This window comes from Streptomyces rhizosphaerihabitans (genome assembly GCF_025399795.1).
Classification (GTDB): Bacteria; Actinomycetota; Actinomycetes; order Streptomycetales; family Streptomycetaceae; genus Streptomyces; species Streptomyces rhizosphaerihabitans.
In genome coordinates, this window is the sequence record NZ_JAODTZ010000028.1 from 18,121 (window position 1) to 43,383 (window position 25,263).

General features: G+C 71.1%; 21 protein-coding genes. 10 read left to right on the top strand and 11 right to left on the bottom strand.

The genetic code is table 11. The features are described from left to right. Positions 1-8: 8 nt before the first annotated feature. The 5 genes from N4G66_RS25895 to N4G66_RS25915 all read left to right on the top strand — a co-directional run bounded on the left by N4G66_RS25895 (position 9) and on the right by N4G66_RS25915 (position 4,703). Positions 9-1,439, top strand: coding sequence for a lipase maturation factor family protein (locus N4G66_RS25895; protein WP_261706597.1), 1,431 nt, complete (start codon positions 9-11; stop codon positions 1,437-1,439). Between the two features lie 164 nt (positions 1,440-1,603). Then, positions 1,604-2,308: a VanZ family protein gene (locus N4G66_RS25900; protein ID WP_261706598.1), complete on the top strand. Its 705-nt coding sequence runs from the start codon at positions 1,604-1,606 to the stop codon at positions 2,306-2,308. Positions 2,309-2,375: 67 nt separating this feature from the next. Continuing rightward, positions 2,376-3,071: a response regulator transcription factor gene (locus N4G66_RS25905; protein WP_261706599.1), complete on the top strand. Its 696-nt coding sequence runs from the start codon at positions 2,376-2,378 to the stop codon at positions 3,069-3,071. Then, the gene (locus N4G66_RS25910) at positions 3,064-4,194 is read left to right on the top strand and encodes a sensor histidine kinase (RefSeq protein ID WP_261706600.1); all 1,131 of its coding nucleotides are present in this window, start codon (positions 3,064-3,066) and stop codon (positions 4,192-4,194) included. The genes N4G66_RS25905 and N4G66_RS25910 overlap by 8 nt, the downstream gene beginning before the upstream one ends. A 74-nt stretch (positions 4,195-4,268) precedes the next feature. Continuing rightward, a complete protein-coding gene (locus N4G66_RS25915) occupies positions 4,269-4,703 on the top strand; it encodes a hypothetical protein (RefSeq protein ID WP_261706601.1) in 435 nt (144 codons plus the stop codon). Between the two features lie 28 nt (positions 4,704-4,731). Here the strand turns inward: N4G66_RS25915 and N4G66_RS25920 are convergent, their stop codons facing one another. Genes N4G66_RS25920 through N4G66_RS25935 form a run of 4 tightly spaced genes read right to left on the bottom strand, consistent with a single transcriptional unit; the run spans position 4,732 to position 8,667 of the window. Continuing rightward, positions 4,732-5,571 (bottom strand): amidohydrolase family protein, encoded by an 840-nt coding sequence (locus N4G66_RS25920; RefSeq protein ID WP_261706602.1) that lies wholly within the window; start codon positions 5,569-5,571, stop codon positions 4,732-4,734. Continuing rightward, positions 5,568-6,554, bottom strand: coding sequence for an aldo/keto reductase (locus tag N4G66_RS25925; RefSeq protein ID WP_261706603.1), 987 nt, complete (start codon positions 6,552-6,554; stop codon positions 5,568-5,570). The genes N4G66_RS25920 and N4G66_RS25925 overlap by 4 nt, the downstream gene beginning before the upstream one ends. Continuing rightward, the gene (locus N4G66_RS25930; RefSeq protein WP_261706604.1) at positions 6,551-7,315 is read right to left on the bottom strand and encodes an SDR family NAD(P)-dependent oxidoreductase; all 765 of its coding nucleotides are present in this window, start codon (positions 7,313-7,315) and stop codon (positions 6,551-6,553) included. Before N4G66_RS25930 ends, N4G66_RS25925 begins: the two co-directional genes overlap by 4 nt. Then, entirely contained in the window at positions 7,312-8,667 is a 1,356-nt protein-coding gene (locus tag N4G66_RS25935) for an L-fuconate dehydratase (protein WP_261706605.1), read from the bottom strand. The genes N4G66_RS25930 and N4G66_RS25935 overlap by 4 nt, the downstream gene beginning before the upstream one ends. A 363-nt stretch (positions 8,668-9,030) precedes the next feature. Between N4G66_RS25935 and N4G66_RS25940 the strand changes: the two genes are divergently transcribed. Continuing rightward, a complete protein-coding gene (locus N4G66_RS25940; protein WP_261706662.1) occupies positions 9,031-9,687 on the top strand; it encodes a FadR/GntR family transcriptional regulator in 657 nt (218 codons plus the stop codon). Positions 9,688-9,725: 38 nt separating this feature from the next. On the opposite strand, the gene N4G66_RS25945 is transcribed toward N4G66_RS25940, so the two are convergent. From N4G66_RS25945 to N4G66_RS25970, 6 genes are all read right to left on the bottom strand, one after another. Then, entirely contained in the window at positions 9,726-12,743 is a 3,018-nt protein-coding gene (locus tag N4G66_RS25945; protein WP_261706606.1) for an alpha-mannosidase, read from the bottom strand. Between the two features lie 35 nt (positions 12,744-12,778). Beyond that, positions 12,779-14,821 (bottom strand): endo-beta-N-acetylglucosaminidase, encoded by a 2,043-nt coding sequence (locus N4G66_RS25950; RefSeq protein WP_261706607.1) that lies wholly within the window; start codon positions 14,819-14,821, stop codon positions 12,779-12,781. Positions 14,822-14,981: 160 nt separating this feature from the next. Beyond that, positions 14,982-16,214, bottom strand: a complete 1,233-nt coding sequence (locus tag N4G66_RS25955; protein WP_261706608.1) for a glycoside hydrolase 5 family protein — start codon at positions 16,212-16,214, stop codon at positions 14,982-14,984. A gap of 186 nt (positions 16,215-16,400) precedes the next feature. Then, positions 16,401-17,318 carry a carbohydrate ABC transporter permease gene (locus N4G66_RS25960; RefSeq protein ID WP_261706609.1) on the bottom strand — a complete coding sequence of 306 codons (918 nt, stop codon included), beginning with the start codon at positions 17,316-17,318 and terminating at the stop codon, positions 16,401-16,403. Then, positions 17,315-18,316 (bottom strand): carbohydrate ABC transporter permease, encoded by a 1,002-nt coding sequence (locus tag N4G66_RS25965; RefSeq protein WP_261706610.1) that lies wholly within the window; start codon positions 18,314-18,316, stop codon positions 17,315-17,317. The genes N4G66_RS25960 and N4G66_RS25965 overlap by 4 nt, the downstream gene beginning before the upstream one ends. Before the next feature lie 6 nt (positions 18,317-18,322). Then, positions 18,323-19,609 (bottom strand): ABC transporter substrate-binding protein, encoded by a 1,287-nt coding sequence (locus tag N4G66_RS25970; protein WP_261706611.1) that lies wholly within the window; start codon positions 19,607-19,609, stop codon positions 18,323-18,325. 221 nt (positions 19,610-19,830) lie between these two features. On the opposite strand from N4G66_RS25970, the gene N4G66_RS25975 reads away from it, so the two are divergent. Next, the gene (locus N4G66_RS25975) at positions 19,831-20,874 is read left to right on the top strand and encodes a LacI family DNA-binding transcriptional regulator (protein WP_261706612.1); all 1,044 of its coding nucleotides are present in this window, start codon (positions 19,831-19,833) and stop codon (positions 20,872-20,874) included. Positions 20,875-21,174: 300 nt separating this feature from the next. Beyond that, a complete protein-coding gene (locus tag N4G66_RS25980; RefSeq protein WP_261706613.1) occupies positions 21,175-22,515 on the top strand; it encodes an amidase in 1,341 nt (446 codons plus the stop codon). A gap of 138 nt (positions 22,516-22,653) precedes the next feature. Here N4G66_RS25980 and N4G66_RS25985 read toward each other — a convergent pair whose 3' ends face one another. Then, positions 22,654-22,830 carry a hypothetical protein gene (locus N4G66_RS25985; protein WP_261706614.1) on the bottom strand — a complete coding sequence of 59 codons (177 nt, stop codon included), beginning with the start codon at positions 22,828-22,830 and terminating at the stop codon, positions 22,654-22,656. 551 nt (positions 22,831-23,381) lie between these two features. Here N4G66_RS25985 and N4G66_RS25990 point away from each other — a divergent pair. Both N4G66_RS25990 and N4G66_RS25995 read left to right on the top strand, forming a co-directional pair. Then, complete coding sequence (locus N4G66_RS25990; RefSeq protein ID WP_261706615.1) at positions 23,382-23,975, top strand: HD domain-containing protein; 594 nt, start codon at positions 23,382-23,384, stop codon at positions 23,973-23,975. Between the two features lie 442 nt (positions 23,976-24,417). Beyond that, positions 24,418-25,224: an SDR family oxidoreductase gene (locus tag N4G66_RS25995; RefSeq protein WP_261706616.1), complete on the top strand. Its 807-nt coding sequence runs from the start codon at positions 24,418-24,420 to the stop codon at positions 25,222-25,224. The last annotated feature ends 39 nt before the right edge of the window (positions 25,225-25,263 follow it).

Here is a 25,263-nt window from a genome sequence, read left to right on the forward strand (position 1 = left end):
CACGCGCCATGGAGTGGTTCGTCGCACCCGACTACTGGCTGAGCCGGCTGGTCTTCCAGCGGGCGCTGGCCGTGCTGTATATCGTCGCGTTCCTGGGCGCGGCCCTGCAGTTCCGCGCGCTGATCGGGGAGCGCGGGATGCTGCCGGTGCCGCGCTTCGTGCGGCGGGTCGCGTTCCGTGACGCGCCGAGCGTGTTCCATCTGCGCTACTCGGACCGCTTCTTCGCGGCCTGGTGCTGGACGGGCTGCGCGGTGTCGGTCGCGCTGGTCGCCGGCCTCGACGGGCGGCTGCCGCTCTGGGGCGCGATGCTGTTGTGGCTGGTCCCCTGGGCCCTGTATCTGTCGATCGTCAATGTCGGCCAGACCTGGTACTCGTTCGGCTGGGAGTCCCTGCTCCTGGAGGTGGGCTTCCTCGCGGTCTTCCTCGGCAACGACGAGGTGGCGCCGCCGGTCGTGGTGCTGTTCCTCATGCGCTGGGTGCTGTTCCGCGTCGAGTTCGGCGCAGGGCTGATCAAGATGCGGGGCGACGCCTGCTGGCGGAAGCTGACCTGCCTCTATTTCCACCACGAGACCCAGCCGATGCCGGGTCCGCTGAGCTGGTTCTTCCACCATCTCCCCAAGCCGTTCCACCGTGCCGAGGTGGCCGCGAACCACTTCACCCAACTCGTGCTGCCCGTGCTGCTGTTCACCCCGCAGCCGGTCGCGACGGCGGCGGCCTCGCTGATGATCCTGACCCAGTTGTGGCTGGTCCTGTCCGGCAACTTCTCCTGGCTGAACTGGACGACGATCGTGCTCGCCCTGAGCGTGACCGAGCTCCCCACCACCGCGCCGCATGTCGCCGCCGCGCCGCTCTGGTACGAGGTGGTCGTCCTCGTGGTGGCCGCCGGCCTGCTGGCCCTGAGCTACCGTCCGGCACGCAATCTGATCTCCCCGCGCCAGGTCATGAACCGCTCCTTCGACCCGCTCCACTTGGTCAACACCTACGGGGCGTTCGGCAGCGTCAGCCGGGTGCGTCACGAGGTGATCGTCGAGGGCACCGCGGACGAGGTGCCGCGCGAGGACGCGGACTGGCGGGAGTACGAGTTCAAGGGAAAGCCGGGCGATCCGCGGTACTGGCCACGCCAGTTCGCGCCGTACCACCTGCGGCTCGACTGGCTGATGTGGTTCGTGGCGCTCTCTCCCGGATACGCCGGAACATGGTTCTCGGCATTGGTGGAACGGCTCCTGGAGAACGACCGTGACACCCTGCGGCTGCTGCGCCGCTCCCCGTTCCCCGCCGACGCGCCGCCCCGCTACATCCGCGTCCGCCTCTTCCGCTACCGGTACACGACCTGGCGCGAACTGCGCGAGACCGGCGCGTGCTGGCATCGGACGTACGTGCGCGACTTCCTCCCGCCGACACGGCTGGAAGGCGCGGGCGAGCGGCGGATTCCGTACTGAGGGCTGCCTCGTAACCGGTGTGCCTCACTGCCTGCCTGCGCCGGTTCCTTGCTGCCGGGAACTCCGTGATGCCGAGGACTCCGTGATGCCGTGGATTCCGTATATCGCGGGCGTATCGAAAATCGCATACGCCACCGCAACGGCCCTCGGTCTCCAATGTGGGCATGAACCGCAACCCATCCCTGTCGGCGCCGCTCCGCCGTACGCGCGGGATCGTGCTTCTCGGCCTGGCGATCCTCGGCGTGGCGAGCGCCGCGTTCGTCGTGCGGCGGCCGCTCATGATGTCCGCTCCGAGATGCATGGCCGGGCGGTGGCACGGCTGCTTCGACACGTTCAACGGTGTGGTGCTCATGACGTTGGTCACGCTGCCGTTGGCCGCGCTGGTGGTGTGGGCCCTGGCGCACCGTCGGCGGGCCGCCGGCGTCACGTCGCCGTGGCGGATGTCGCTGGCCGAGGTGGGCATGGTCCACGGGACGGTGCCGTTCCTGTGGCTGACCATGATGCCCGGCGCCGGGCCCGGCACCGCTCCACGTCGGGTGAGCCTGGTACCGCTGCGGGACCTGGTCACGATGGGGCCGCTCGGGATCGCCGGCAACCTGCTGGTCTTCGCGGCGCTGGGGTTCTTCGCCCCGATGCGGTTCGCGGCGGCGGCGTCCGTGCCGCGGATCCTGGCCCTCGGGGTGGGCTGCTCGGTCCTGGTCGAAACCGCACAGTACGTCCTGTGGCTGGACCGGGTGTCCTCCGTGGACGACGTACTGGTCAACACCGTCGGCGCCGCGCTGGCCGCGCTGGCGTCGCGCCGCTGGTGGCGCACCACGGCGCAAGCGCCCTCGGACCGGCCTCGCCCCGCGCTGACACCGGCAGGCTGAGTCGCGTGTCCGGTGCGCGCATGTCTTGCATACGTCGGCGATATGGTGCGCTGCTTAGGCTTCAGGCATGCGCGTACTGATCGTGGAGGACGAGCCCTACCTGGCGGAAGCCGTCCGTGACGGTCTGCGGCTGGAGGCGATCGCCGCCGACATCGCCGGCGACGGCGACTCCGCCCTGGAACTGCTCAGCGTCAACTTCTACGACCTCGCGGTCCTCGACCGCGACATCCCCGGCCCCTCCGGCGACGAGGTCGCCCGGCGTATCGTCGCCTCCGGCAGCGGCATCCCGATCCTCATGCTCACCGCTGCCGACCGGATCGAGGACAAGGCTTCCGGCTTCGGGCTCGGCGCCGACGACTATCTCACCAAGCCGTTCGAGCTCCAGGAGCTCGTCATGCGGCTGCGGGCGCTCGACCGCAGGCGCGCGCACTCCCGGCCGCCGGTCAGGGAGATCGCGGGCCTCCGGCTGGACGCCTTCCGTCGGGAGGTCTTCCGCGACGGACACTACGTCGCGCTGACGCGTAAGCAGTTCGCCGTCCTCGAAGTCCTCGTCGCCGCCGAGGGCGGGGTCGTCAGCGCCGAAGAGCTGCTGGAACGGGCCTGGGACGAGAACGCCGACCCCCTCACCAACGCCGTGCGCATCACCGTCTCCGCACTGCGCAAACGACTCGGCGAACCATGGCTCATCGCCACGGTGCCCGGCGTCGGCTACCGGATCGACACCGGCATGGACAGCACCCACTCCGGCGGCGCTCATGAATAGACGCCCAGGGCGCAGCGCCCGGCTGAAGCTCACCCTCAGCTACGCCGGATTCCTCTTCGTCGCGGGCACTCTCCTGCTGGCCGTCGTGTGGGTGTTCGCGCTGCGCTGGCTACCGGACAACGACCCCAGATCCCTCCAGAAGACGTTCGGTGCCGTGGTCATCGTCGGGCCCAGCCGCTCCGACCTCCTGCGCGGCTTCGCCCCCGCCGCGGCCGTGGCGATGGTCTTCCTGCTCGTGTTCGGCCTCCTGGGGGGATGGGTCCTCGCCGGCCGGATGCTCGCACCACTCACCCAGATCACGGATGCGGCCCGGATGGCCGGGAACGGATCGCTGTCCCACCGGATCCGCATGCAGGGCCGCCAGGACGAATTCCGGGAACTCTCCGACGCGTTCGACTCGATGCTCGAACAACTCGAGTCCCATGTCGCCGAGCAGCGGAGGTTCGCCGCGAACGCATCCCACGAACTGCGCACCCCGCTGGCGATCTCGCGGACGCTCCTCGACGTCGCCCGCAAGGACCCCACGCGGGACCGGGGTGAACTCATCGAACGCCTGCACGCGGTCAATACGCGGGCGATCGACCTCACCGAGGCCCTCCTGCTGCTCGGCCGCGGCGACCGCGGGACCTTCACCCGCGAGAGCGTCGATCTGTCCCTCATCGCCGAGGAAGCCGCCGAAACGCTGCTTCCCCTCGCCGAACAGCGCCGGATCACGCTCGACGTCACCGGTGCGGCGGCCCGAACCAGCGGCTCCGCGGAGCTCCTGCTGCGGATGGTGACGAACCTCGTCCAGAACGCCATCGTCCACAATCTCCCCGTCGGCGGCACCGTGACGGTCCGCACCGAGGCGGACGGCGACACGAGCGTGCTGCGGGTCGAGAACACGGGCCGTCAGCTCCCGCCGGAGCTGGTACCGACCCTCACCGAGCCCTTCCAGCGCGGAACGGAGCGCCTGCGCACCGACGAGCACGCCGGCGTCGGCCTCGGCCTGGCCATCGTGAACAGCGTCGTCCGCGCCCACGACGGGACCCTCGACCTCGCTCCCTGCCCCGCCGGCGGCCTCCTCGTCACGGTCCGGCTTCCCGGCACGAAGCAGGCGTCGTCCCCGAGTGATCGGCAATGATGGGCGAGGTGTCAGCGATGACTCGCGCACCGGAATCCGCGATCCGGACAGTGACGACGGGGTGCGTTGTGGGAATGGTCGAAGAGCTCTGGAAGGCCGGGGAGATGCCGCTCCGCGACGGGCTGTACCGGCCGGACGACACCGGCTCGGAGTTGCGTGTCGAGGGTCCGGGGGCGTACCACCCGGATGCCGGGCAGCCGATTCCCTTCCGTGTCGGAGGACCGTTCGACGTGGCCCAGGCCCTTGAGGAACACGGCGTCGACGAGGTGGACACGTGCTTCGAGAGCCCGCTGCCGGACGGAACGGGGTGGATGTCCGGCGGGGGCGGCGGGATGGGCAACATCGGCCACCTCGCCCGTCTCGACGCCGACCGCTCGTTGCGGTGGCTCGCCGTGATGTTCCACTCCAACCCGTTCGTCGAGGTGCGCTACGAGGGCATGAGCGCCGTCTTCACCAACGACTGGGGAAACCGGCTGATGCTCGACCTCGGCAGCCCTGCCCTCGGCTGACACCGCCCCTGAACGAGGACAGGGGGGATCAGACGCCGTACACGCGAGTGGCCGTGCCGGTGAAGACGGAGTGGCGCTCGCTCTCGTCCAGCCCGGACGTCAGCTCCTCGGCCGTCCGGACGACCTGGCCGTAGGTCGCGGCGAGCGTGCACACCGGCCAGTCGGAGCCGAACATCGTCCGGTCGGGACCGAAGGCTTCCAGGACCGTGTCGGCGTACGGCCGCAGGTCATCGGGAGTCCACCGCGCCGGGTCCGCCTCGGTGACCATCCCGGAGAGCTTGCACACCGTGTTGGGCAGCGCGGCCAGTTCGCGGACCGCGGCCGCCCAGGGGTCCGGGGCGCGGGCGGCGATCGGCGGCTTGCCCAGGTGGTCCAGCACGAAGGTCAGTCCGGGGTGTTCGGCGGCTGCCCGTGCGCAGGCGGGCAGTTGGTGCGGCCGCACGACGAGGTCGTAGACGAGCCCCGCGTCCGCGACGGCGGCCAGTCCGCGCCGCACGTCCGGGCGCAGCAGCCAGCCGGGGTCGCGCTCGCCCTGGACCTGGTGGCGGATGCCCCTGAGATGACTGCCGCCGGGCATCTCCCGCAGGCGCGCGAGCTCGTCGGCGACGTCCGGCCGGGTCAGGTCCGTCCAGCCGACCACGGCCGCCACCAGCGGACTCTCCTGCGCGAGCGCGAGCAGCTCGGGGGTCTCGTCGGCCATGGTGACCGTCTGGACGAGGACGGTGCGGTCCACCCCGGCGGTGTCCGCCTCCGGTGCGAGGTCCGCCATGCCGAAGTTCCGTCGCAGGGGCTGGAGTTCGGGGCCGGTGATCCAGTCCTGGTCTCGGACCGACAGGTCCCAGACGTGGTGGTGAGCGTCTACGGTCACGGCAGTTCCCGTCCGGGGAGGGGGGTGGTGACCGGCAGCAGGCCCTCCGCGTGCAGCTCCTGCCAGAATTCCGGGGGCACGGGCTCAGCGAACTGCCGTGCGCAGTCGCGGACTTCGGCCGCCGAGCGGGCACCGGCCAGGACGCTCACCACCGCCGGGTGGGCGGCCGGGAAGGCGAGGGCGGCGGCGCGCAGGGTGGTGCCGTGCCGCTCGGCGATCTCCTTCAGGCGCAGTGCGCGGTCCAGCAACTCGCCTCCCGCCACGGTGTAGTTGTACGTCGCTCCCGGGCGCGGATCCGCCAGCAGGCCGGAGTTGAAGGCGCCGCCGATGATGACGGAGGTACCGCGGTCCTGGGCGGCAGGGAGCAGTTCGGTGAGGGCGCCTTGGTCCAGGAGGGTGTAGCGGCCCGCGCACAGCACCACGTCGACGTCCGTCTCGCGCACGAACCGGGTGAGCATGTCCGTCTGGTTCATGCCCGCGCCGATCGCACCGACGACGCCCTGCGAGCGCAGCTTCTCCAGCGCGGGGTAACCCTCACGGAAGGCCTGCCCGGCGTGGTCGTCGGGGTCGTGCAGGTAGACGACGTCCACGCGGTCGAGGCCGAGCCGTCCGAGGCTGGCGTCCAGGCTCCGGCGTACGCCGTCGGCGCTGAAGTCCCAGACGCGGTGGTGCGTGGCGGGCACCGCGAAGCCGTCGGCCAAGTCGTCGCCGCCCGCTTCCACGGGTTCCAGGAGGCGCCCCACCTTGGTCGAGACGGTGTACTCGGCGCGGGGCCGGTCGCGCAGGGCCTCACCCAGGCGCTGTTCGGAGAGGCCGAGGCCGTAGTGCGGGGCGGTGTCGAAGTAGCGGATGCCGCTCGTCCAGGCGGCGTCGACCGCCTCGTACGCCTGCTCGTCGGTGACCTCGGTGAACAGGTTGCCGATGCCGGCGGCACCGAAGGACAGCGCGCTGACGGGGACGCCGCTCCCGCCGAGGAGGTTCACCGGGCCGCCGGGCGCGGTCGCAGCCCCTGCATCCCGCCGTCCACCGCGAGTGCGGTGCCGGTGGTGGATCCGGACAGCGGGCTCGCCAAGTAGGCGATGGCGCCCGCGACTTCGGGCGCCGACACCAGGCGGCCGGTGGGCTGGCGGGCCTCCAGTGCGGCGCGCTCGGCGGCCGGATCGGGAGCGGCGTCCAGGAGCCGGCCGACCCACGGGGTGTCCACCGTGCCGGGGTTGACACAGTTGACGCGGATGCCTTCGCGGACGTGGTCGGCGGCCATGGCGAGGGTGAGGGCCTGGACGGCGCCCTTGGACGCCGAGTACAGCGCCCGCTGGGGCAGGCCCGCGGTGGCCGCGACCGAGCAGGTGTTCACGATCGCCGCGTGTGTGGATTCCCGGAGGTGGGGCAGGGCGGCGCGGGTCGTCCGCACGACGCCGAGGACGTTGACGTCCAGGACCCGGTGCCATTCCTCGTCGTCGTTGTCCTCGACGGTGCCGCGAGCGCCGATGCCCGCGTTGTTCACCAGGATGTCGAGGCCGCCCAGGTCCGCGACCGCGGCGGCGACGGCCGCCCGAACGGAGGCGTCGTCGGTGACGTCGGCGCGGTGGCCGGTCAGCGGCTTGTCGACGGACGAGGGATCGAGGTCGAGGACGGCGACCCGGGCTCCGCGGGCGGCGAGGAGGTCGGCGGTGGCCCGGCCGATCCCGGAAGCGCCTCCGGTCACCAGTGCCCTGAGTCCGTCGAAGTCCTGATGGTCCGTCATGCGGCGTGCCCCTTCCGGTCGTCGGCTTTCGGCCTAGTGAGGTCGGCGGCCCAGAAGGCGCCGCCGGGGTAGGTGAACTCCGCGATGGACTCCGGCCGCATGGTGGCGGAGAAGCCCGGCGCGGTGGGTGCCCGGTAGTGGCCGTCGCGGATCACCACCGGTTCGGTGAAGTGGTCGTGCAGATGGTCGACGTACTCGATGACGCGGTCGTCGGTGGTGCCGGACAGGGCGACGAAGTCGAACATCGAGAGGTGCTGGACGAGTTCGCACAGGCCCACGCCCCCGGCGTGCGGACAGACGGGCACGCCGAACTTGGCCGCGAGAAGCAGGACGGCGAGGTTCTCGTTGACACCTGCGACGCGTGCGGCGTCGATCTGGAGAATGTCGATGGAGCCGGCCTGGAGGAGTTGCTTGAAGACGATCCTGTTCTGCACGTGCTCGCCCGTGGCGACCTTGACGGGGGCCACCGCCTCGCGCACTGCGGCATGACCGAGGATGTCGTCGGGGCTGGTCGGCTCCTCGATCCAGTACGGCTGGAGCTCGGAGAGCGCCTTGGTCCAGCTGATCGCCTCGTCCACGTCCCAGCGCTGGTTGGCGTCGAGCGCGATGCGCACGTCCGGGCCCACCGCCGCACGGGCGACGTGGCAGCGGCGTAGATCGTCCGCGAGATCCGCTCCCACCTTCAGCTTGATCTGCCGGAATCCCCCGGCGACCGCCGCGACGGCGAGGCGGGTGAGCTTCTCGTCGCTGTAGCCGAGCCAGCCGGGCGAGGTGGTGTACGCGGGATAGCCGTGTGCGCGCAGGGTCGCGGCGCGTCCCGCGGCCCCTTCCCGGCCCCGGTTCAGCAGTTCCAGCGCCTCCTCGGGCGTCAGCGCGTCCGTGATGTAGCGGAAGTCGACCTGTCCGACGAGCCAGCGGGGATCGGCGTCCGCGAGCAGCTGCCACAGCGGTTTGCGGGCGCGTTTGGCGGCCAGATCCCACACGGCGTTGACGACGGCGCCGATCGCCATGTGCATCACGCCCTTCTCGGGTCCGAGCCAGCGCAACTGGCTGTCGCCGACCAGATCCCGGGAGAGGGAGCCCGGGTCGGCGCACAGCTCGTCGAGAGACCGTCCGGCCACGTGCCCCCGTAGCGCGTCGATCGCGGCGACCTGGACATCGTTGCCCCTCCCGATGGTGAAGCTGAAGCCGTGCCCCTCGACCCCGTCGGCCGCGTCGGTGCGCAGGACGACGTAGGCCGCCGAGTAGTCGGGGTCCGGATTCATCGCGTCCGAGCCGTCGAGCTCGCGCGAGGTGGGAAAGCGGATGTCGTAGGTGTCGACCGCGGTGACACGGGCGGGGCTCGGGGACACGGGAGGCCTTTCGGTCGGTCCTCGTCGGGTGTTGTCGAGCGAAGTCGATCGAACTCGGGCGTTTGTCGAGCGCTGTGGGACAGGACGCGTGGCCGGAGGTCCCGCTACCGACCGCGACGAATATTTATCAGACCACTTCGCAGTACGGACACCCTTCGATGCCACATTTTGCCGATTTTCAGCCGCGCCGGCCCACAGTGGTCCGACCACTCCAGTCGTTAGACTGCGGCGCACCCGGCGACAGGAGGACGCGGCGTGGACGAGACCCCACCCGGTGCCACAGAGCCCGGTGCCACAGAGCCCGGTGCCACGGCGCACGGCGACGGCCCGGCGCCGCCGAAGGGCACCGTCACACAGCGCGCCATCGAGCGGATCAAGACGATGATCCGCGAGGGCTCTCTGGAGCCGGGGCAGCGGCTGCCGGCCGAGCGGGATCTGGCGGCCCGACTGGGCATCTCGCGCAGTTCGATGCGCGAGGCGATCCGGGCACTGACGATTCTCGGCGTACTGGAGGCCCGGCACGGATCGGGCATCTACGTCACGCGGTTGGAGGCCGGTGACCTGCTGGAGACCTTCGGCGTCGTGGCCGACCTCTCCCGTGGACCCCGGCTCGTCGAACTGCTGGAACTGCGCCGCATCCTGGAGTCGACGGCGACCTCGATGGCCGCCGCCCGGATCACCCCGGACCGGCTCGCCGAGGTGGAGAAGCATCTGACCGCGATGAACGCGACGGACGATCCGGAGCAGATCCTCGCCCACGATCTGGCCTTCCACCGCGCGATCGTGGCCTCCGCGGGCAACGAGACCATGACCGCCGTCCTGGACGGCCTCTCCTCGCGCACGTTCCGTGCCCGCGTCCGGCGCGGCGACCAGGAGGAGGGCGCCTTCGAGCGCACCCGGCGCGAACACGCCGCGATCCACCGCGCGTTGGTGGCCCGGGACCCGGAGGCGGCACGGGCGGCGGCGGCCGCGCATGTCGGCGAGGTCGAGCGGTGGCTGCGGTCCCGGCGCGAACCGTAGCGGCTCGAGCCGGGACCGCGGCCGCCCCCGGCCCGGCGTCAGGCCCGCTTGAGCCGCAGGGTCACCAGCTCGAACGGGCGCAGCCGCAGGCTGATCCGGTCACCCTCCCGGGTCGGGGACGGAACGTCCGGGAGCGGTCGCTCCAGCAGGTCCGTCACGGTGACGTCCCCGACCGTGAACCCGGCCGTCAGGGTGGCCCTCGTACGGCCTCCCCGGGACTCGTGGAAGCGGACGACCACATCGCCGCTCCTGTCGTCGGCCAGTTTGACCGCCGTCACGACGACCGCGTCCTGGTCCACGCCGACCAGCGGCGCGACCTCCCGCGCACCCATGACCCGCCGCTCGGGCAGGTTGATCCGCCAGCCCTCGCGCACCGCGTCCCCGATGGCGGCGCCCGGCACCAGCGCGTGCCGGAAGCGGTGCGTCCCCTGGTCGGTCTCGGGGTCGGGGAAGCGCGGAGCACGCAGCAGCGAGACACGCACGGTGGTGGTCGTACCGGAGTCGCTGTCGCGCACGGTGCGGGTGACGTCATGGCCGTACGTCGAGTCGTTGACCAGGGCGACGCCCCATCCCGGCTCCTCGATGTGCACGAAGCGATGGTTGCACGCCTCGAACTTGGCGGACTCCCATGAGGTGTTGGTGTGCGTGGGCCGGTGGAAGTGCCCGAACTGGGTCTCGGACGCGTACCGTTCGGCGTGCACGTCGAGCGGGAAGGCGAGCTTCAGGAACTTCTCGGTCTCGTGCCAGTCCACCTCGGTGTCGATACCGAGCCGGCACTCCCCGGGGCTCAGCGACAGCACCTGGGTGACCCTCGACGCCCCGAAGGACCGTACGATCCGGACCGACGTGCCGTCCTCGGCGGGCGCGATCTCGTCCACGTCGACCAGGTCGGTGACCGTGTTGCGGTAGAACTCGTCGACGTCCCAGGCGTCCCACATGTTCGGGAAGTCGGGGTGGATCTGGAGCAGGTTGGCGGCCCGGCCGGGCGCGACCGACTCGCGGTCCGCATCGAGGTCGTACGCCGAGACCACGAGCCCCCGCTCGTCGATCTCCACGCGCAGCAGGCCGTTGTCGAGGACGTGGCCGCCGTTCGGGCGCGAGGCGTGTCGAACCTCGCCGTCGACGCGCGGCGCGGCGCCGCCGCCCGCCGGGACCCCGTCCCTGCTGTGCGGGGCCGAGTTGAACACCAGCGTCGTGGAGCCGTCACCGGCCAGTGCGCGCTGCGCGGCGTCGATGACGGCGCCCAGCTCCTCGGCGACCCGCTCGTAGGTGCGGCGGGCCTCCCGGTGCACCCAGGCGATGGACGAACCGGGCAGGATGTCGTGGAACTGGTGGAGCAGCACCGTCTTCCACAGCCGGTCCAACTCCTCGTACGGGTAGGGGAATCCGGTCCGTACGGCGGCGGTCGTCGCCCAGAGCTCGGCCTCCCGGAGCAGGTGCTCGCTGCGCCGGTTGCCCTGCTTGGTCCTCGCCTGGCTGGTGAGGGTGGCGCGGTGCAGTTCCAGGTACAGCTCGCCGACCCACACGGGGGCGTCGGGGTATTCGGCCTCGGCCTTCCTGAAGAACTCCTCGGGGGTCTCCCAGACCACGGTCGCGGAGCCTTCGAGGTCGCGGAGCCGGGCCGCCTTGGCGACCATCTCGCGTGTGGTGCCGCCGCCTCCGTCGCCCCAGCCGGTGGGGGCGAGGGAGTGCCGGGCGACGCCCTTGTCCTTGAAGTTGTTCGCCGCGTGGGCGATCTCGCCGCCCTTCATCGAGCAGTTGTAGGTGTCGACGGGCGGGAAGTGCGTGAAGATGCGGGTGCCGTCGATGCCCTCCCAGCGGAAGGTGTGGTGCGGGAACTTGTTGGTCTGCGACCACGAGATCTTTTGTGTCAGCAGCCACTTGGAGCCGGCCGCCTTGATGATCTGCGGCAGGCCGGCGGCGAAGCCGAAGGTGTCGGGCAGCCAGGCCTCGTCGTTCTCGATGCCGAACTCGTCGAGGAAGAACCGCTTCCCGTGCACGAACTGACGGGCCATCGCCTCCGAGCCGGGCATGTTGGTGTCCGACTCGACCCACATGCCTCCGGCGGGCACGAACCGCCCGTCGGCGACCGCCTTCTTCACCCGGGCCCACACCTCGGGCCGGTGGTCCCGCACCCACGCCCACTGCTGGGCCTGGGACATGACGAAGACGAAGTCGGGTTCCTCCTCCAGGAGCGCGGTCATGTTGGAGGTCGTGCGGGCCACCTTGCGGACGGTCTCGCGCAGCGGCCACAGCCAGGCCGAGTCGATGTGCGCGTGCCCGACGGCGCTGATCCGGTGCGCCGACGGCGCGGCGGGCGCCGCCAGGACGTCCCGGAGCTGTGAACGCGCCGCTTCCGCCGTGCTGTTGACGTCCTGGAGGTCCACCGCGTCCAGCGCCCGTTCCACCGCGCGCAGGATGTCCCAGCGCCGCGCGGACTCCACCGGAAGCTCCGCCATCAGCTCGCCGAGGACCTCCAGGTCGTTGACGAGCTGCCACACCGTCTCGTCGAAGACGGCGAGATCCATCCGCTCCAGCCGGTACTGCGGCTCGCTGCCCGCCGTCTCCTTGTCGCCCAACCGGGTGGGCAGGAAGGGGTGGTAGTCGAGGATCACCGGGTTGGAGGCGGCCTCGATGTGCAGCTGGACCCGCTCGCCGCCCTCGACCGGGGCACCGATCCGGACCCACTGGTTGCGCGGGTTGAGGCCCTTCACGGGGGTGCCGTCGGGCCGGTGGACGAGGCCCTCGCACTGGAAGCCTGGCATGTTCTCGTCGAAGCCGAGGTCGAGCAGCGCCTCGACCGTCCGGCCGGCCCATGCCTCGGGGACGGTGCCGGTGACCCGGAACCAGCTGGTGCCCCACGGAGCTCCCCAGCGCGCGCCGACCGCGATCGGTTCCGGCGTGGCGGCGAGCCCTTCGGCGACCGGGACGGGCTCGTCCGGCGCGTTCCACACGGCCACGTCCAGCGGTGCGGACTCGGGGTACACGGCCGGACGGATGCGTTCGTCCAGGACGCGCTTGAGGCGGGCCTCGACCAGCGTGCGGTCGTCATGCATGCGAGTACTCCGTGGGGTGAGGGGGAGGATGTGGGCTACCAGGTGCGGGTGGTCGTCGCGGGGGTCGAGACGGTGAACAGCTCCCCCACCGAACGCAGTTCGAACACCGCGGCCGCCTCGCCCTGCTCGGGGGCGAGACCGCCGACGCAGAAGGCGCTCTGGCAGGTTCCGCCGAGAAAGCGGCGCGTGCCGTCGGGCAGGATCCGGTACAGCTCGTAGTGACGGACGGCGCCCGCCGTCGCGTCCCCGGCCGGGCCGGGGGCGGCCTCCCAGGCGAGGCGCAGGGTGCCGCCGTCGGCGTCGGTGACGCGCAGGCCGGTGGGCGCGGCGGGGGTCACGGCCGTGTCCCGGACGGCGAGGGCGCCGAGCCGCCAGCGCACCGGGGCTCCGGCCCCGGTCAGCCGGACACCCAGGGCCCGTACGGTCCCGGACAGCCCGCCGAGCGGCACGGTGGTGGTCTGCCAGCCTTCGCCCGACGTCGGACCGTCGACCGACGGCAGCGGGACATACGTGTACGGGGGCGCCCCGCCGGCCGCGTCGGGGTCGGCCGTGGCGACGGCGAGTTCCAGGGACACCTCGCCCGCGTCGGTGCGGTGGGTCAGCTCGACGACCGTGTCCGGGCCGAGCGGGAGCCGCGTCGCGTACAGGTCCACGGTGGCCGGTGCGTCGAGATCACCGGAGACGAGGAGGCTGCTGCCGCCGCGCCAGGCTTCGGCGAAGTCGAAGGTGACGGTGGGGCGTCGGCCGGTGGTCCGGACCACCCAGCGGCGCGAGGGCAGCCGATCCTGGAGACCGAGGTGGTTCCAGGCGGCGTCCGAGGTCGCGCTGCCGTCCTCGTACCACTTCAGGCCGTGGCCGGTGTTGAAGACGGTCGCGAAGGGGACGGAGGTGACGGTGGAGCGGTCGGCGACAAAGACGGCGGGGGCGCGCCATTTCGCCGTCGGGTCGGGTGCGGCGGGGTCGAGGGAGGCGCCGGTCCAGAACGCGTCGTCGGCGGCGTGGAAGTCACCGGGTGTGCGGCTCGCGGGGAGGTGGTTGCGGGTCCACTCCGGCCGGTAGAAGCCGATGGAGGTGATGTGCGGCGCGCCGGCCGGCACGATGGCGTCCCAGTTCACGGAGGCGTTCGTGCCGTTCGCCTCGACGTCGATGCCGGCCCACAACTCGTAGCGGTCGCGGCCGAGTTGCTGTGCGGTCGTCCCGGAGGTGGCGAGGCTGCTCCGGGACCAGCGGAAGTCGAGGAACATGGAGTCGGCGGCCTGGAAGAACGTCTTGTTCTGGTTGTTCAAGGCCCCCTGCCAGCTCACCGTGCCGTTGACGGTCATCGCGTCGTACCAGGTGACGCGCTGCCCCTCGGCCGCGCCGAGCGCCCTCAGTTCGCGCACGAAGCCGAGCATGTCGGTGGCGAGCGCGGTGTTGCCGCCGCCGGTCTCGGCGTTGAGGAACCAGCCGTCGAAACCGTACGCGGCGGCCACCGCGACGAGTTGCGCGGCGAGCGGGAAGTGCCCGGCGGAGTCCTTCTGCACCAGGTCGCGGGTCCACTGCAGTCGGCCGCCGTAGGCGACGGGCGGCAGGAACACATTGCCGAGGACGGGTACACCGTGGCGGTGGGCGGCGTCCACGATCGGCGCGTTCGGCGCGAGGATCAGTCCCTCACCCGACGAGCCTCCCCAGAAGACGAGCTCGTCGACGTACGACCAGTGGGTGAGCGCGTAGTAGTCGGCGGTGGCCGCGCCCTGGGCGGGGTTGCCCGACGTGGGGCCGAACGAGACCAGGGACTGGACGCGGGCCTGGCCGGAGCGGGCCGTGGTGTTCGCGGGGACCGGGGTGAAGCGCGTGGCGAGCGGAACGGTGGCGGCGTTGAAGGCCAGGTCCGTGTCGCTGTCGGCGCTCCACGCCTTCAGACCGCGCCAGGTGATGCCGGCGCCCGGCGTGCCCGAGGGCAGCGAGTCGGGGTACCAGTACGAGGCGTAGGGCTGGAGGTCGCGGGTGGCGGCCGCGGCCCTGCCCAGCGGGCCCGGGAGGAGTCCGGCGGCGGCGCCGGCTCCGGCGAGCAGGACTGTACGTCTGCTGAGGTTCACGATGTGCTCCGTATCGTTGGGGGACGGTCTACGGCGCTGAGGTCGTACGGCGAATCGCCGGTACGGCCCCGGAGTTGGGGTCATACGGCGAATCGCCGGTACGGCCCCGGTCTTGGGGTCATGCGGTGAATCGCTCGGCGGCGGAGCCCGGTGTTTGGGGTCATGCGGTGACCTGACCCGGTGTGACGACCTCGGTGATGCCGCGGGCGGCGAGATGTTCCTTGTCGGCCGCGCGGCTCGCGAGGACGGTGGTGGGGCGGACGCCGTCGGCGGTCAGCCGGGCGAAGGCCTCGAAGACGGGGCCGCCCGGCGCGCAGACCGAACGGCCCGGCGTGGTGTCGACGACCAGCGCGGTTGTGCGCGGGGCGGGTACGTCCGGGCGGCCCTCCTTGACGATCCTCGCGATGCTCTCCCCGGCCGGCTTGGTCTGCCGGTCGTTGGTCAACAGGCCGAGGCTGTATTCGAGTTCGGGGAAATCGGCGAGGTCGCGGCTGACGTCGTGCGAGCACCACCAGGTCACGCCCCACAGATCGGGGCAGTCCAGGGCGGCCGCCACGGTCGCCTCGGTGAAGGCGGCCGCGTGCTCGGCGGGGATCAGCGGAGCGGGCGCGCCGACCTCCTGGAGCCAGACCGGCCGGTGCGGGTCGTCGGCCCAGGCCTTGGACAGCTCGATCAGGTAGGCGGCGTGGTACTCGGTGGCGGTGCCACTGCGGCCGTGGCGCTGTGCCGTCCCGTTGAACACCCACGAGTGCACGGCGGTCATCGCGCCGAGCCGCGCGGAGTGCTCCGGCGTGAACGGCTGGTCGTCCTGGTACCAGGCGGCGTCGTACGAGGCGTGCAGATGCGTCCTGCCCGGGGCACCCTCCTCGCAGGCGGCCAGCAGACGCGCGAGCCACCGCTCGGCCTGGGCGGCGGTGATGCGGTCGGGGTCGGGGTGCGGTCCGGCCGCGAACTGATTGACCTCGTTGCCGATCGTCATCCCGATGAAGTTCGGCCGGTCGGCGAGGGCCGCGGCCAGGGTCCGCAGGTACTCGGCCTCTCCCGCGACCACGTCAGGATCGGTGAAGATGTTCCGCCGGTGCCAGGTCTGCGTCCAGGCCGGCAGGAAGTCGAAGCTCGACAGATGTCCTTGCAGACCGTCCACATCGACGTCGAGTCCCCGCTCTGCGGCCGCGTCGGCGAGCGAGACGAGCTGCTCGACGGCCCGCGGACGGATCAGCGTCCGGTTGGGCTGGAAGTAGGGCCACAGCGGGAAGACCCGGATGTGGTCCAGGCCGAGCGCGGCGATGGAGTCGAGATCGGCGCGTACGGAGTCCGGGTCGAAGTCGAGCCAGTGGTGGAACCACCCGGAACTCGGGGTGTAGTTGACGCCGAAGCGCACGGCAGAGGGCATTCGGGATCCTTGCGAATCGGAAGAACGGGGGTGCGGAGTACGGGGGTGCGGGGGAGCACGAAGTGTGGGGAGCAGGGGTGCGGTCGTACGGGGATGCGGGGGTGCGGAGTACAGCGGGTCGCAGGCACGGGCCTGCGGTATGAGGGAGTACGCAGGCACGGGCCGGCGGCGAACCGCCCGCCGGCGTCAGCCCTTCACGGCTCCCTCGCCCACCCCGCGGAAGAAGTACCGCTGGAGACAGGCGAAGAGGGCGATCAGCGGCGCCACGGCGATGATCGTGCCCGCGGCGACGAGCCGTTCGTCGTTGGCGAAGGTGCCGTGCAGGTAGTTGAGTCCGATGGTCAGGGTGAACTTCGAGGGATCGCTGAGCACGATGAGCGGCCACAGGAAGTCGTCCCAGGCGCCCATGAAGGCGAAGATCGCGACGACGGCGAGGGTGCCCCGCACCGAGGGCAGCGCGATCCGCAGGAACCGCTGCCAGGCGTTGGCCCCGTCGACGAAGGCCGCCTCCTCGATCTCGTAGGGGAGGCCGAGGAAGGCGTTGCGCATCAGCAGAACGTTCATCGCGCCGACGCAGCCGGGCAGGACGACCCCGATGAGCGTGTTGTTCAGGCCGAGCTCACGCATGGTGGTGAACTGGGCGATGATGATGCCCTCGACGGGGACCAGCATGGCGAGGATGAAGACGAGAGTGGCCACGCGCCGGCCCCGGTAGCGCAGCCGGGCCAGGGCGTAGCCCGCGAGTGCCGAGCCCACGCAGTTGGTGACGACATTGGCGCCCGCGACTTTCAGCGAGTTGAGAGCGAAGTCCCACACCGGGATGGTGTCGGCGACCCGCTCGTAGTTGTGCAGGCTCGGACTGCCGGGGAGGAACTTCGGCGGCGAGCTGAAGATGTCCTCGGTCGGCCCCTTGAGCGAGGTGGACAGCTGCCACAGGAAGGGGCCGACGGTGAGCGCGAGGACACCGAGCAACAGCAGGTAGCGCAGGGCGAGTTCCCAGGCGCGGATGCGGCGTCCGTGTTCGTCGGTGACACCGCGGCGGCGCGGGTGGCGTTCCGTCTCCGGCCGCCGCTCGACGGGACGTACCTTCTCCAGCACGCTCACGCGTCCTCCTTCCGGTCGGCGCGCAGCACGAGCAGCATGAGCGCGACGGTGACGACGAAGACGACCACCGAGAGGGCGGACGCGTAGCCGACCCGGCCGGTCAGTCCGGTGCCGGTGCGCTGGACGAGCATGACGAGGGTGGTGTCCTCGCCCGCCGGACCGCCGTCCGGGCCCGCCATCAGGTACACCTCGGAGAACACCTTGAAGGCGGCGACCGAGGACAGCGCGGCGACCAGCACCATGGTGGAGCGGACGGCGGGCACGGTGACCGTGAGGAAGCGGCGCACCGCGCCCGCGCCGTCCACCGAGGCGGCCTCGTGCAGTTCGCGGGGCACGTTCGCGAGCGCGGCCAGGTAAATGATCATGTAGTAGCCGAGGCCCTTCCAGACCGTGACGGCCATGGCACTGAGCAGGAGCAGCCACTGGTCGCTGAGGAAGCCGACCTTGCCGATCCCGATCGCCTCCAGCAGCGAGTTCACCAGGCCGCGTTCGTCGAGGAGCCACACCCAGATGAGCCCGACCACGACGATCGACGCGACGACCGGGGTGTAGAAGGCCGACCGGAAGAAGGTGATGCCGGGGATGTTCTTCTGGACGAGGAGGGCGAGCAGCAGCGGCAGCAGGACGAGCGCGGGGACGACCCCGAGGACGTACAGCGTGCTGTTGCGCAGCCCGGTCCAGAACATCTCGTCGTGCAGCAGCTCCCGGAAGTTGGCCAGGCCGACGAACTCGCCGGGGATCAGGGTGCGGCGGTCGGTGAAGGAGTTGATCACCGTCGACACGAACGGATACAGGATGAAGACGGCCACGACCAGAAGCCCTGGAGCCGCGAACAGCCAGGGGCTGCTGACCAGTTGGCGCCGCACTCGGGTATCGGACCGTCGCCCCCCGGCGTCCGCCCGTCGCCCCGGGACAAGGGCCCGCCGTTCCCGGGTGCGAGGCCGGGGCTCCCGGGTCTGGGGCCCGGGTTCCCGCGCGGTGCTGGAAGAACTCGCCATGTCCGCTCAGCCCTGCTGCCGAAGCAGCGTGTCACAGGTCTTGACAGCGTTGTCAAGAGCCGTCTTGGGGCTCTCCTTGCCCTGGAGCGCCTTGGCGACCTCGTTGCGCAGCGCGGTCTTCATCTGCTCGCTGAACAGGACCGGCGTGTAATTGACCGCGTTCTTCAGTGACTTGGCAGCGGCGATCCGCACGCGCGTCTCGTCGGTGCCGTCCTCCTGGGTGAAATACGGGTCGCCCAAAGACCCCGCCGTGCTCGGGAAGATCGCGACCTTCTTGGCGAAGGACATCTGGTTCCGCGCGTCGGTGACGTAGTGCGCGAAGGCGACCGCGGCCGGGGTCTGCTTGGTGCGCGAGTTGACCATCACGCCCATCACGTACATGTTCACCTTGCCGGTGCTGGTGATCTGGTCCGTGATGCCGATGTTCCTGTAGAGGTTCGGCGCCTGCTTCTTGAAGTTGCCGAGGTCCAGGGCACTGCCCGGGTTCATGGCGACGGCGCCGGTCAGGAACTTCCTTCCGGACGACTCCGGGGTGGCGGTCAGCGCCTGCGCGTCGAGTGCCTTGGCGTCGTACAACTCCTTGTACTTGGTGAGGAGTTCGATTCCCTTGGCATCGTTGAAGGAGAACGCGGTGCCCGCCTTGTTCATCAGCTCGACGCCGTAGCGGCCGAAGTCCTCGACGGTGGGCACGTTGGCGAGGGTGGCGACCTTGCCGTCGCTCTTCTTCGCCAACTGGAGGGCTTCCGAGAAGAGTTCGTCGTACGTCGTCGGCGGCTGGGCCGCGTCGAGGCCGGCCTCCTTGAAGAGCGACTTGTTGTAGAACAGCGGGCCGGTGTTGAGGTACCAGGGAAAGGCGTACGTGCCGGTCATGCCCGGGATCCGGTGACTGGCCCAGGCACCGGCCAGATACTCCTTCTCGTACTGGGCGGCCGACTTGTCGAGGTCGAGGGCGAGGCCCGCCTTGGCGAGCGGGGCGACGAGGTCCGGCGAGACGTTGACGACGTCGGGCAGGGTGCCGCCCGCCGCGTCCGCGCTGATCTTGTCGGCGTACCCCTCGGCGGGCTGGTCGATCCACTTCACGTGGGTTCCCGGGTACTTCTTCTCGAAGTCGACGATCACCCCCTCGAAGTAGGCCTTGAAGTTGGCCCTCAGATTCCAGGTCTGGAAGGTGATGTCACCCTCGACCTTGCCGGAGGCGTCCGTCGATCCACCGCTGTCACCGGAGCCGCACGCGCTGAGCGGCAGGACGAGGGCGACGGCGGCGGTGACAAGTGCTCTGCGGGGTATGGACACGGTGACACGGCTCCCTTGCTGCGTCGGCAGACTGTGGCGCCAGCGACCTTGCCCGGCGGTCTTCGGGGAAGTCAATGCATTCGGGCCCACTAAAGAAATCCCCATAGCATTAGTACAGGTCAGAGCAATATCAACAGTTACTTGCCCAGGATCACTAATGCGCTTTAGGCTTCGATCACTCAAGCGCATTAGTGCGCCTCCTGGAGAAATGGGGAGCCGACATGCCGGCCAAGCGGTCCCCCGCACGCCGTCCGACGATGAAGGACATCGCGCGGCGCGCCGGGGTCTCCGAGAGCGCGGTGTCCTTCGCGCTCAACGACCGGCCCGGGGTCTCCGAGGTGACCCGCGACCGGGTGCGCCGGGTCGCCGAACAGCTCGGCTGGCGGCCCAGCACGGCGGCTCGCCAGCTGTCCGGCGAAGGCGCGGCCACCGTCGGCCTGGTGGTGGCGCGCCCCGCCGACACCCTGGGTGTGGACTCGTTCTTCCTGCAGCTGATCTCGGGAATCCAGGAGGTACTGGCGGAGCGCCATCTCGGCCTGCTCTTCCAGGTGACCGAGGACGTCGACGCCGAGTGCGCGGTCTACCGGCGCTGGTGGGCCGAGCACCGGGTGGACGGCGTGCTGGTCGTCGACCCGCGCGTGGACGATCCGCGTCCGGGACTCCTCGACCGACTGGGCCTGCCCGCCGTGGTCATCGGCGGGGCGCCGGACGCCCGGCATCCGGGACTGTCCACGGTCTGGGCGGACGACGCCGGCGCGATGGCCGCGGTCGTCGACGAGCTGTACGCCCTCGGCCACCGGCGGATCGTGCACATCGCCGGACTGCCGGGCCTCGCCCACACCGAGCGCCGCATCCGGACACTGCGGGCGGAGGCGGAGCGGCGGGGCCTGGCCGAGGTCCGCTCGGTGACCACGGACTACTCGGACGCCGAGGGCGCCGCGGTCACCCGCCGGGTGCTGGAGGGCGCCCGCCCGCCGAGCGCCCTCGTCTACGACAACGACGTGATGGCCCTCGCCGGCGTGGCCGCCGCGACCGAAATGGGGTTCACCGTCCCGGGTGACGTGTCCGTCGTCGCCTGGGAGGACTCCCCCCTGTGCCGCATGGTCAGGCCCTGGCTGTCCGCGCTCTCCCGGGACACCGTCCAGTTCGGCCGCACCGCGGCCCAGGAACTGACCGCGCTCCTGGACGGCGGCCCGGCGCACACGGTGCGGGTACCGGTGCCGCGGCTGATCGAGCGGGAGAGCACCGGGCCCTGCGGGGCATGACGAGGGCGGTTGCCTGGTGCCCTACGAGCACGTCCATCGGGTGCCCGACGAGAGCGAGGCCGCCGAACACCGGGCCATCAAAAGCCGCAAATGGGATGTTCGGCGTCACCGGTCGAGCATATGATCGAATGACATCGCGTGCCGCTGAGGCCGGTGCGGGGACATCGGCCGGCGCCCGCGTGGAATTCGGGAAGGACCGGACCGAATGTCCCAGGCCGACGGCTCTCGACGCGGCGCCCCACCTGCGGGCAGAGTGCTCCCCGTAACTACTCACCAGTACGACACGAGTGAGGAGCGCCCGTGACCACCTGGGCCGGCCGGACCGCCACCGAGATCGCCGCAGCCGTACGCGAAAAGAGGGTCACACCCCGCGAGGTGGTGGCCGAACACCTCGCTCGGATCGAACGCCTCGACGAGCGCGTCGGCGCCTTCCGTACGGTCCGCGCCGAGGCCGCCCTCGTGGAGGCCGACGAGCTGGCCACCAGGGATCTCGGCCAACTCCCCCTCGCGGGCGTGCCGGTGGCGGTCAAGGACAACCTCGCGGTACGCGGCGAGTCGACCCGTAACGGTTCCGCCGCGACCCCGGACACGCCCGCCGAAGAGGATCACGTCACCGTGGCCCGGCTGCGTGCGGCGGGCGCCATCGTGGTGGGCCTGACGAACGTGCCCGAGCTCTGTGTCTTCGGCACCACGGAGGGTGTGTACGGCAACGCCCGCAACCCCTGGGACCTGTCCCGCACGGCGGGCGGCTCCTCGGGCGGCAGCGCGGCGGCGGTCGCCGCCGGGATGGTGCCCATCGCGCTGGGCAACGACGGCATGGGTTCACTGCGCATCCCCGCCGCCAACTGCGGTCTGGTCACACTGAAGCCGGGCCACGGCGTGATCCCCGCCGGGATCGGTCACGGCGACTGGTTCGGCATGTCGGAGAACGGCCCGCTGGCCACGACGGTCGAGGATGCCCGGCTGATGTTCTCCCTCCTCGCGGACATCGAGCCGGCACCGCCCACGGAGCCCGTCACCCGCAGGATCGCCGTCTCGGTACGCAGCCCCCTGGCAGGTGTTCACGTCACGCGGCCGTATACGAACGCCGCCCGCGAGGCCGCCGCTCTCCTGGCCGAGGCGGGCCACCAGGTGCGGTCCGCGAACCCGCCGTACCCGCTCTGGCTGAGCACGACCTCACTCGCGCACTGGACGGCGGGCACCGCGGCGGACGCCGAGGAACTCGACCCGCGCCGGCTGGCCCGGCGCACCCGGGTGCACGCCGCGGTCGGACGCCGCTTCGTGACCGGCGTACGCAAGGGGGCGCGCCGCGAGCAGTTGCGCGGGCGCTTGGCGACGTTCTTCGCCGATCACGACGTGCTGCTCACCCCGGCGCTCGCCCGGCGCAGTCCCGCCTCCGTCGACTGGCACAAGCGGGGCTGGCTGCGCAATGTCCTGGCCAACACCAACTACTCGCCGATGACCCCGCCGTGGAACCTCACCGGCTGGCCCGCGATGTCGGTTCCGTTCGGAAAACTGCCGAACGGCGCCCCGTGCGCCGTCCAGCTCGTCGGCCTGCCCGGCTCCGAGGCGGCTCTGCTAGAGGTGGCCGGACAGCTGGAAGTACTGCACCCGTGGCGGCGTACCGCACCCCTCGGCTGAGAGCTTTCCCCGCTCGGCCGGACCCTGCCGTCACATGCCGAAGCCGCGGCCGTTCGTCGGCCGCGGCTTCCCTGGCTCGGCATGAGCGCGAATCGGCACCCCGGTGCCGTCGTCGATCGCGCTGGATCCCGGCGTCGGTCAGTCGACGCTGGGCAGGATGTGGGGCTCGGCGAGGTCGTCCTCGTAGCCCGCGAGGCGGATGGGGGCGGACCTGGCCCACACGTCCAGGCTTCCGAGCTTGGTGTCGGACCCACCGCCCAGGCGCTCCGTGTGTTCCTTGGGGTCCTGATCGAGATTCGTCTTCTCTGGTGTCACCGCGCACTCCTTATGTGTCGGGTCACCCTCGGGACGTTAGCGCCCGGTGCTCTCGGATCGCCTGACGCCCGCTCGGGTCTGAGTCGAAGCAGTTAGGGACGCGGTGGCGCCGGTAACTCGTATGAGAGCAGGCCGTGGTGACCGGCTTGTCCCGGGACGGACCGTGGGTGTGGGTGGAACCCAGTAAGGCTGCCCGTCGGCTACAGGGTAACCAAATGAGCAGCCCCCCGCTCTATGGGGCTGAAAACTTGAGGTTACTGTCACACGTCATCCAGAACTCATCAGGCCCCGATCTGCGGCGATTTGAAACATGATGCCCTCTTCGTGACCACCCATTCGGCTCAATACCGCCCCTCGGCGAGGGTGTCGGGACCGGCCGCGGGTATCGCCGAAGTCCCGGCCGCGGGTCTCTGAAGTCACCGTCGGCCTACGGTCGTCGCGCGCCTCCCGCACCGAAGACGCCACGCAGTTCAGGTCCCGTTGGCCGGTTCGCAAGGAGGCCATGATCTGCTGTCGCACGGCAACGGCCTTTCTCCCGGGAGGACTGACGCATGGAGCTGCGCAGCGTCGAGGAGCTGATGGATCTGCTGCACGCCTGCCGGGGGGCCTGGGACACCCCGGACCTCCCCCGCTCTCGGCTTCACCCGAGCGGGGGAAGACCCGTCGGCGACCCCGTCGATCTGCACGACCACGCTCTGCAGACCGCCGCGCTGCTGCGCCGGGGCCGTCCCAGCGACAAGGAACTCCAGGTGGCGGGCCTGGTGCACGACATCGGCCATCTGCTCAGGCCGGGTGACGACGCCGGGCACGCCGACCACGCGGCCGACGCGATACGGCCGCTGCTCGGCGAGCGGGTCTCCCGTCTCGTACGCCTGCATGTGGCGGCGAAGCGCTACCTGGCGACCGCCTCGCCCCGCGGGCTGCCCCCGCGGAGCACGTCCACTCCGGCCGCGCAGGGCGGCGCGATGACCCCGCGCGAGGCGACCGCGTTCGAACACGACCCGCTGGCCGAGGACGCGGTGACCCTGCGGCAGGCGGACGACGCCGGCAAGGTCGTCGGCCTGTACGCCGGGGACATGGAGGACTGGCGCACAGTGCTGGAGCTGGTGGCGGAACGTTCCGCGCGGCTCGGGGCAGTCGACTAGCACCTGTCCGTCCCTTCGCGCCGGATCGGACGGCGGCGTCCGGTGCCGTGCGCCGCACGGCGGAGGGTCGCCCTCGCACTGGAAGCGCTCGGGCGTGTCCGACAACACGGCGAGGTGTGGTGCCCAGGCACCGCGGGCCCGGCGGAACGGTCGGACAGGCCTCGGCGCCGCCCGCGCCGGAACCGCTCCCTGCCCGCGTCACCGCCGATGCCACCGCCTCGCTCCGGACCGGCCGCCGCACGGCAACACCGCCTCCTCCAGCACAGGTCACAGGCCGGCGGCGCCACCGACATCGCCACCTCGTTCGCACGGACCTCCGCAGGGAGACGCTCCGCACGGCCCTCAGCCGTCACGTCCGGTGGGCGGCAGCGGTCGTCCGGCGTGCGACGGCAGTCGTCGCCGCGGTCTGTCGGCTGACGGTCCGTCATGAGACGGTACGCGGATGATGCCGCCGTACGGACTCGAGGGCAGGGCCGCCATCGTCACCGGGGCCTCGCGGGGGATCGGTCTCGCCGTCGCCGAGGCGCTCGCCGGAGCGGGCGCGCGGGTGTGCGTGACCGCACGGGATCCGGACGCGGTGCGGCGCGCCGCCGAGCGGGTCGGCGGTATCGGGCTCGCGGGTTCCGTAGCCGACGGGTCTCATCTGACGGAGGTGACCGGGCTGACGCTCCGCACGTTCGGGCGCGTCGACATCGTGGTCAACAACGCGGCGACGAACCAACCCTACGGCCCCCTCATGGACGCCGACCCGGAGCGCTGGCGCGACGCGTTCACCGTCAACGTCGAGGCGCCCTTGCGGCTGGTGCAGTGCGCCTGGCGGGCCTGGATGGGCGAGCACGGCGGGACCGTGGTGAACGTCTGCACGGAGGGCGCCGGACACGTCGGGCCGCGGGTCGGCGCGTACGGCACCAGCAAGGCCGCCCTGCTCCACCTGACCCGGCAACTGGCCGGCGAGCTGGCCCCGAAGGTGCGGGTCAACTCGGTCTCCCCCGGTCTCGTCCGCACCGAGATGGCCCGTTTCGTGTGGGAGGACTCCGAGGACGAACTGGGCGCCTCACTCCCGCTCGGCCGTATCGGACGGCCCGAGGACATCGCCCGTGCCGTCACCTGGCTGGCGTCCGACGCCGCCGAGTGGATCACCGGGGCCGACCTGCTGGTCGACGGGGGAACGCGGGTGAGGGCGGCGTACCCGGGCTCCCCGGCCCACGCCGTCCACGAGCGGCTCCGGGCCCGGACACCCGACGGGTGACGGCCCCGGGGTCTTGGCCTGCCCGATGTCCGCGCAAGT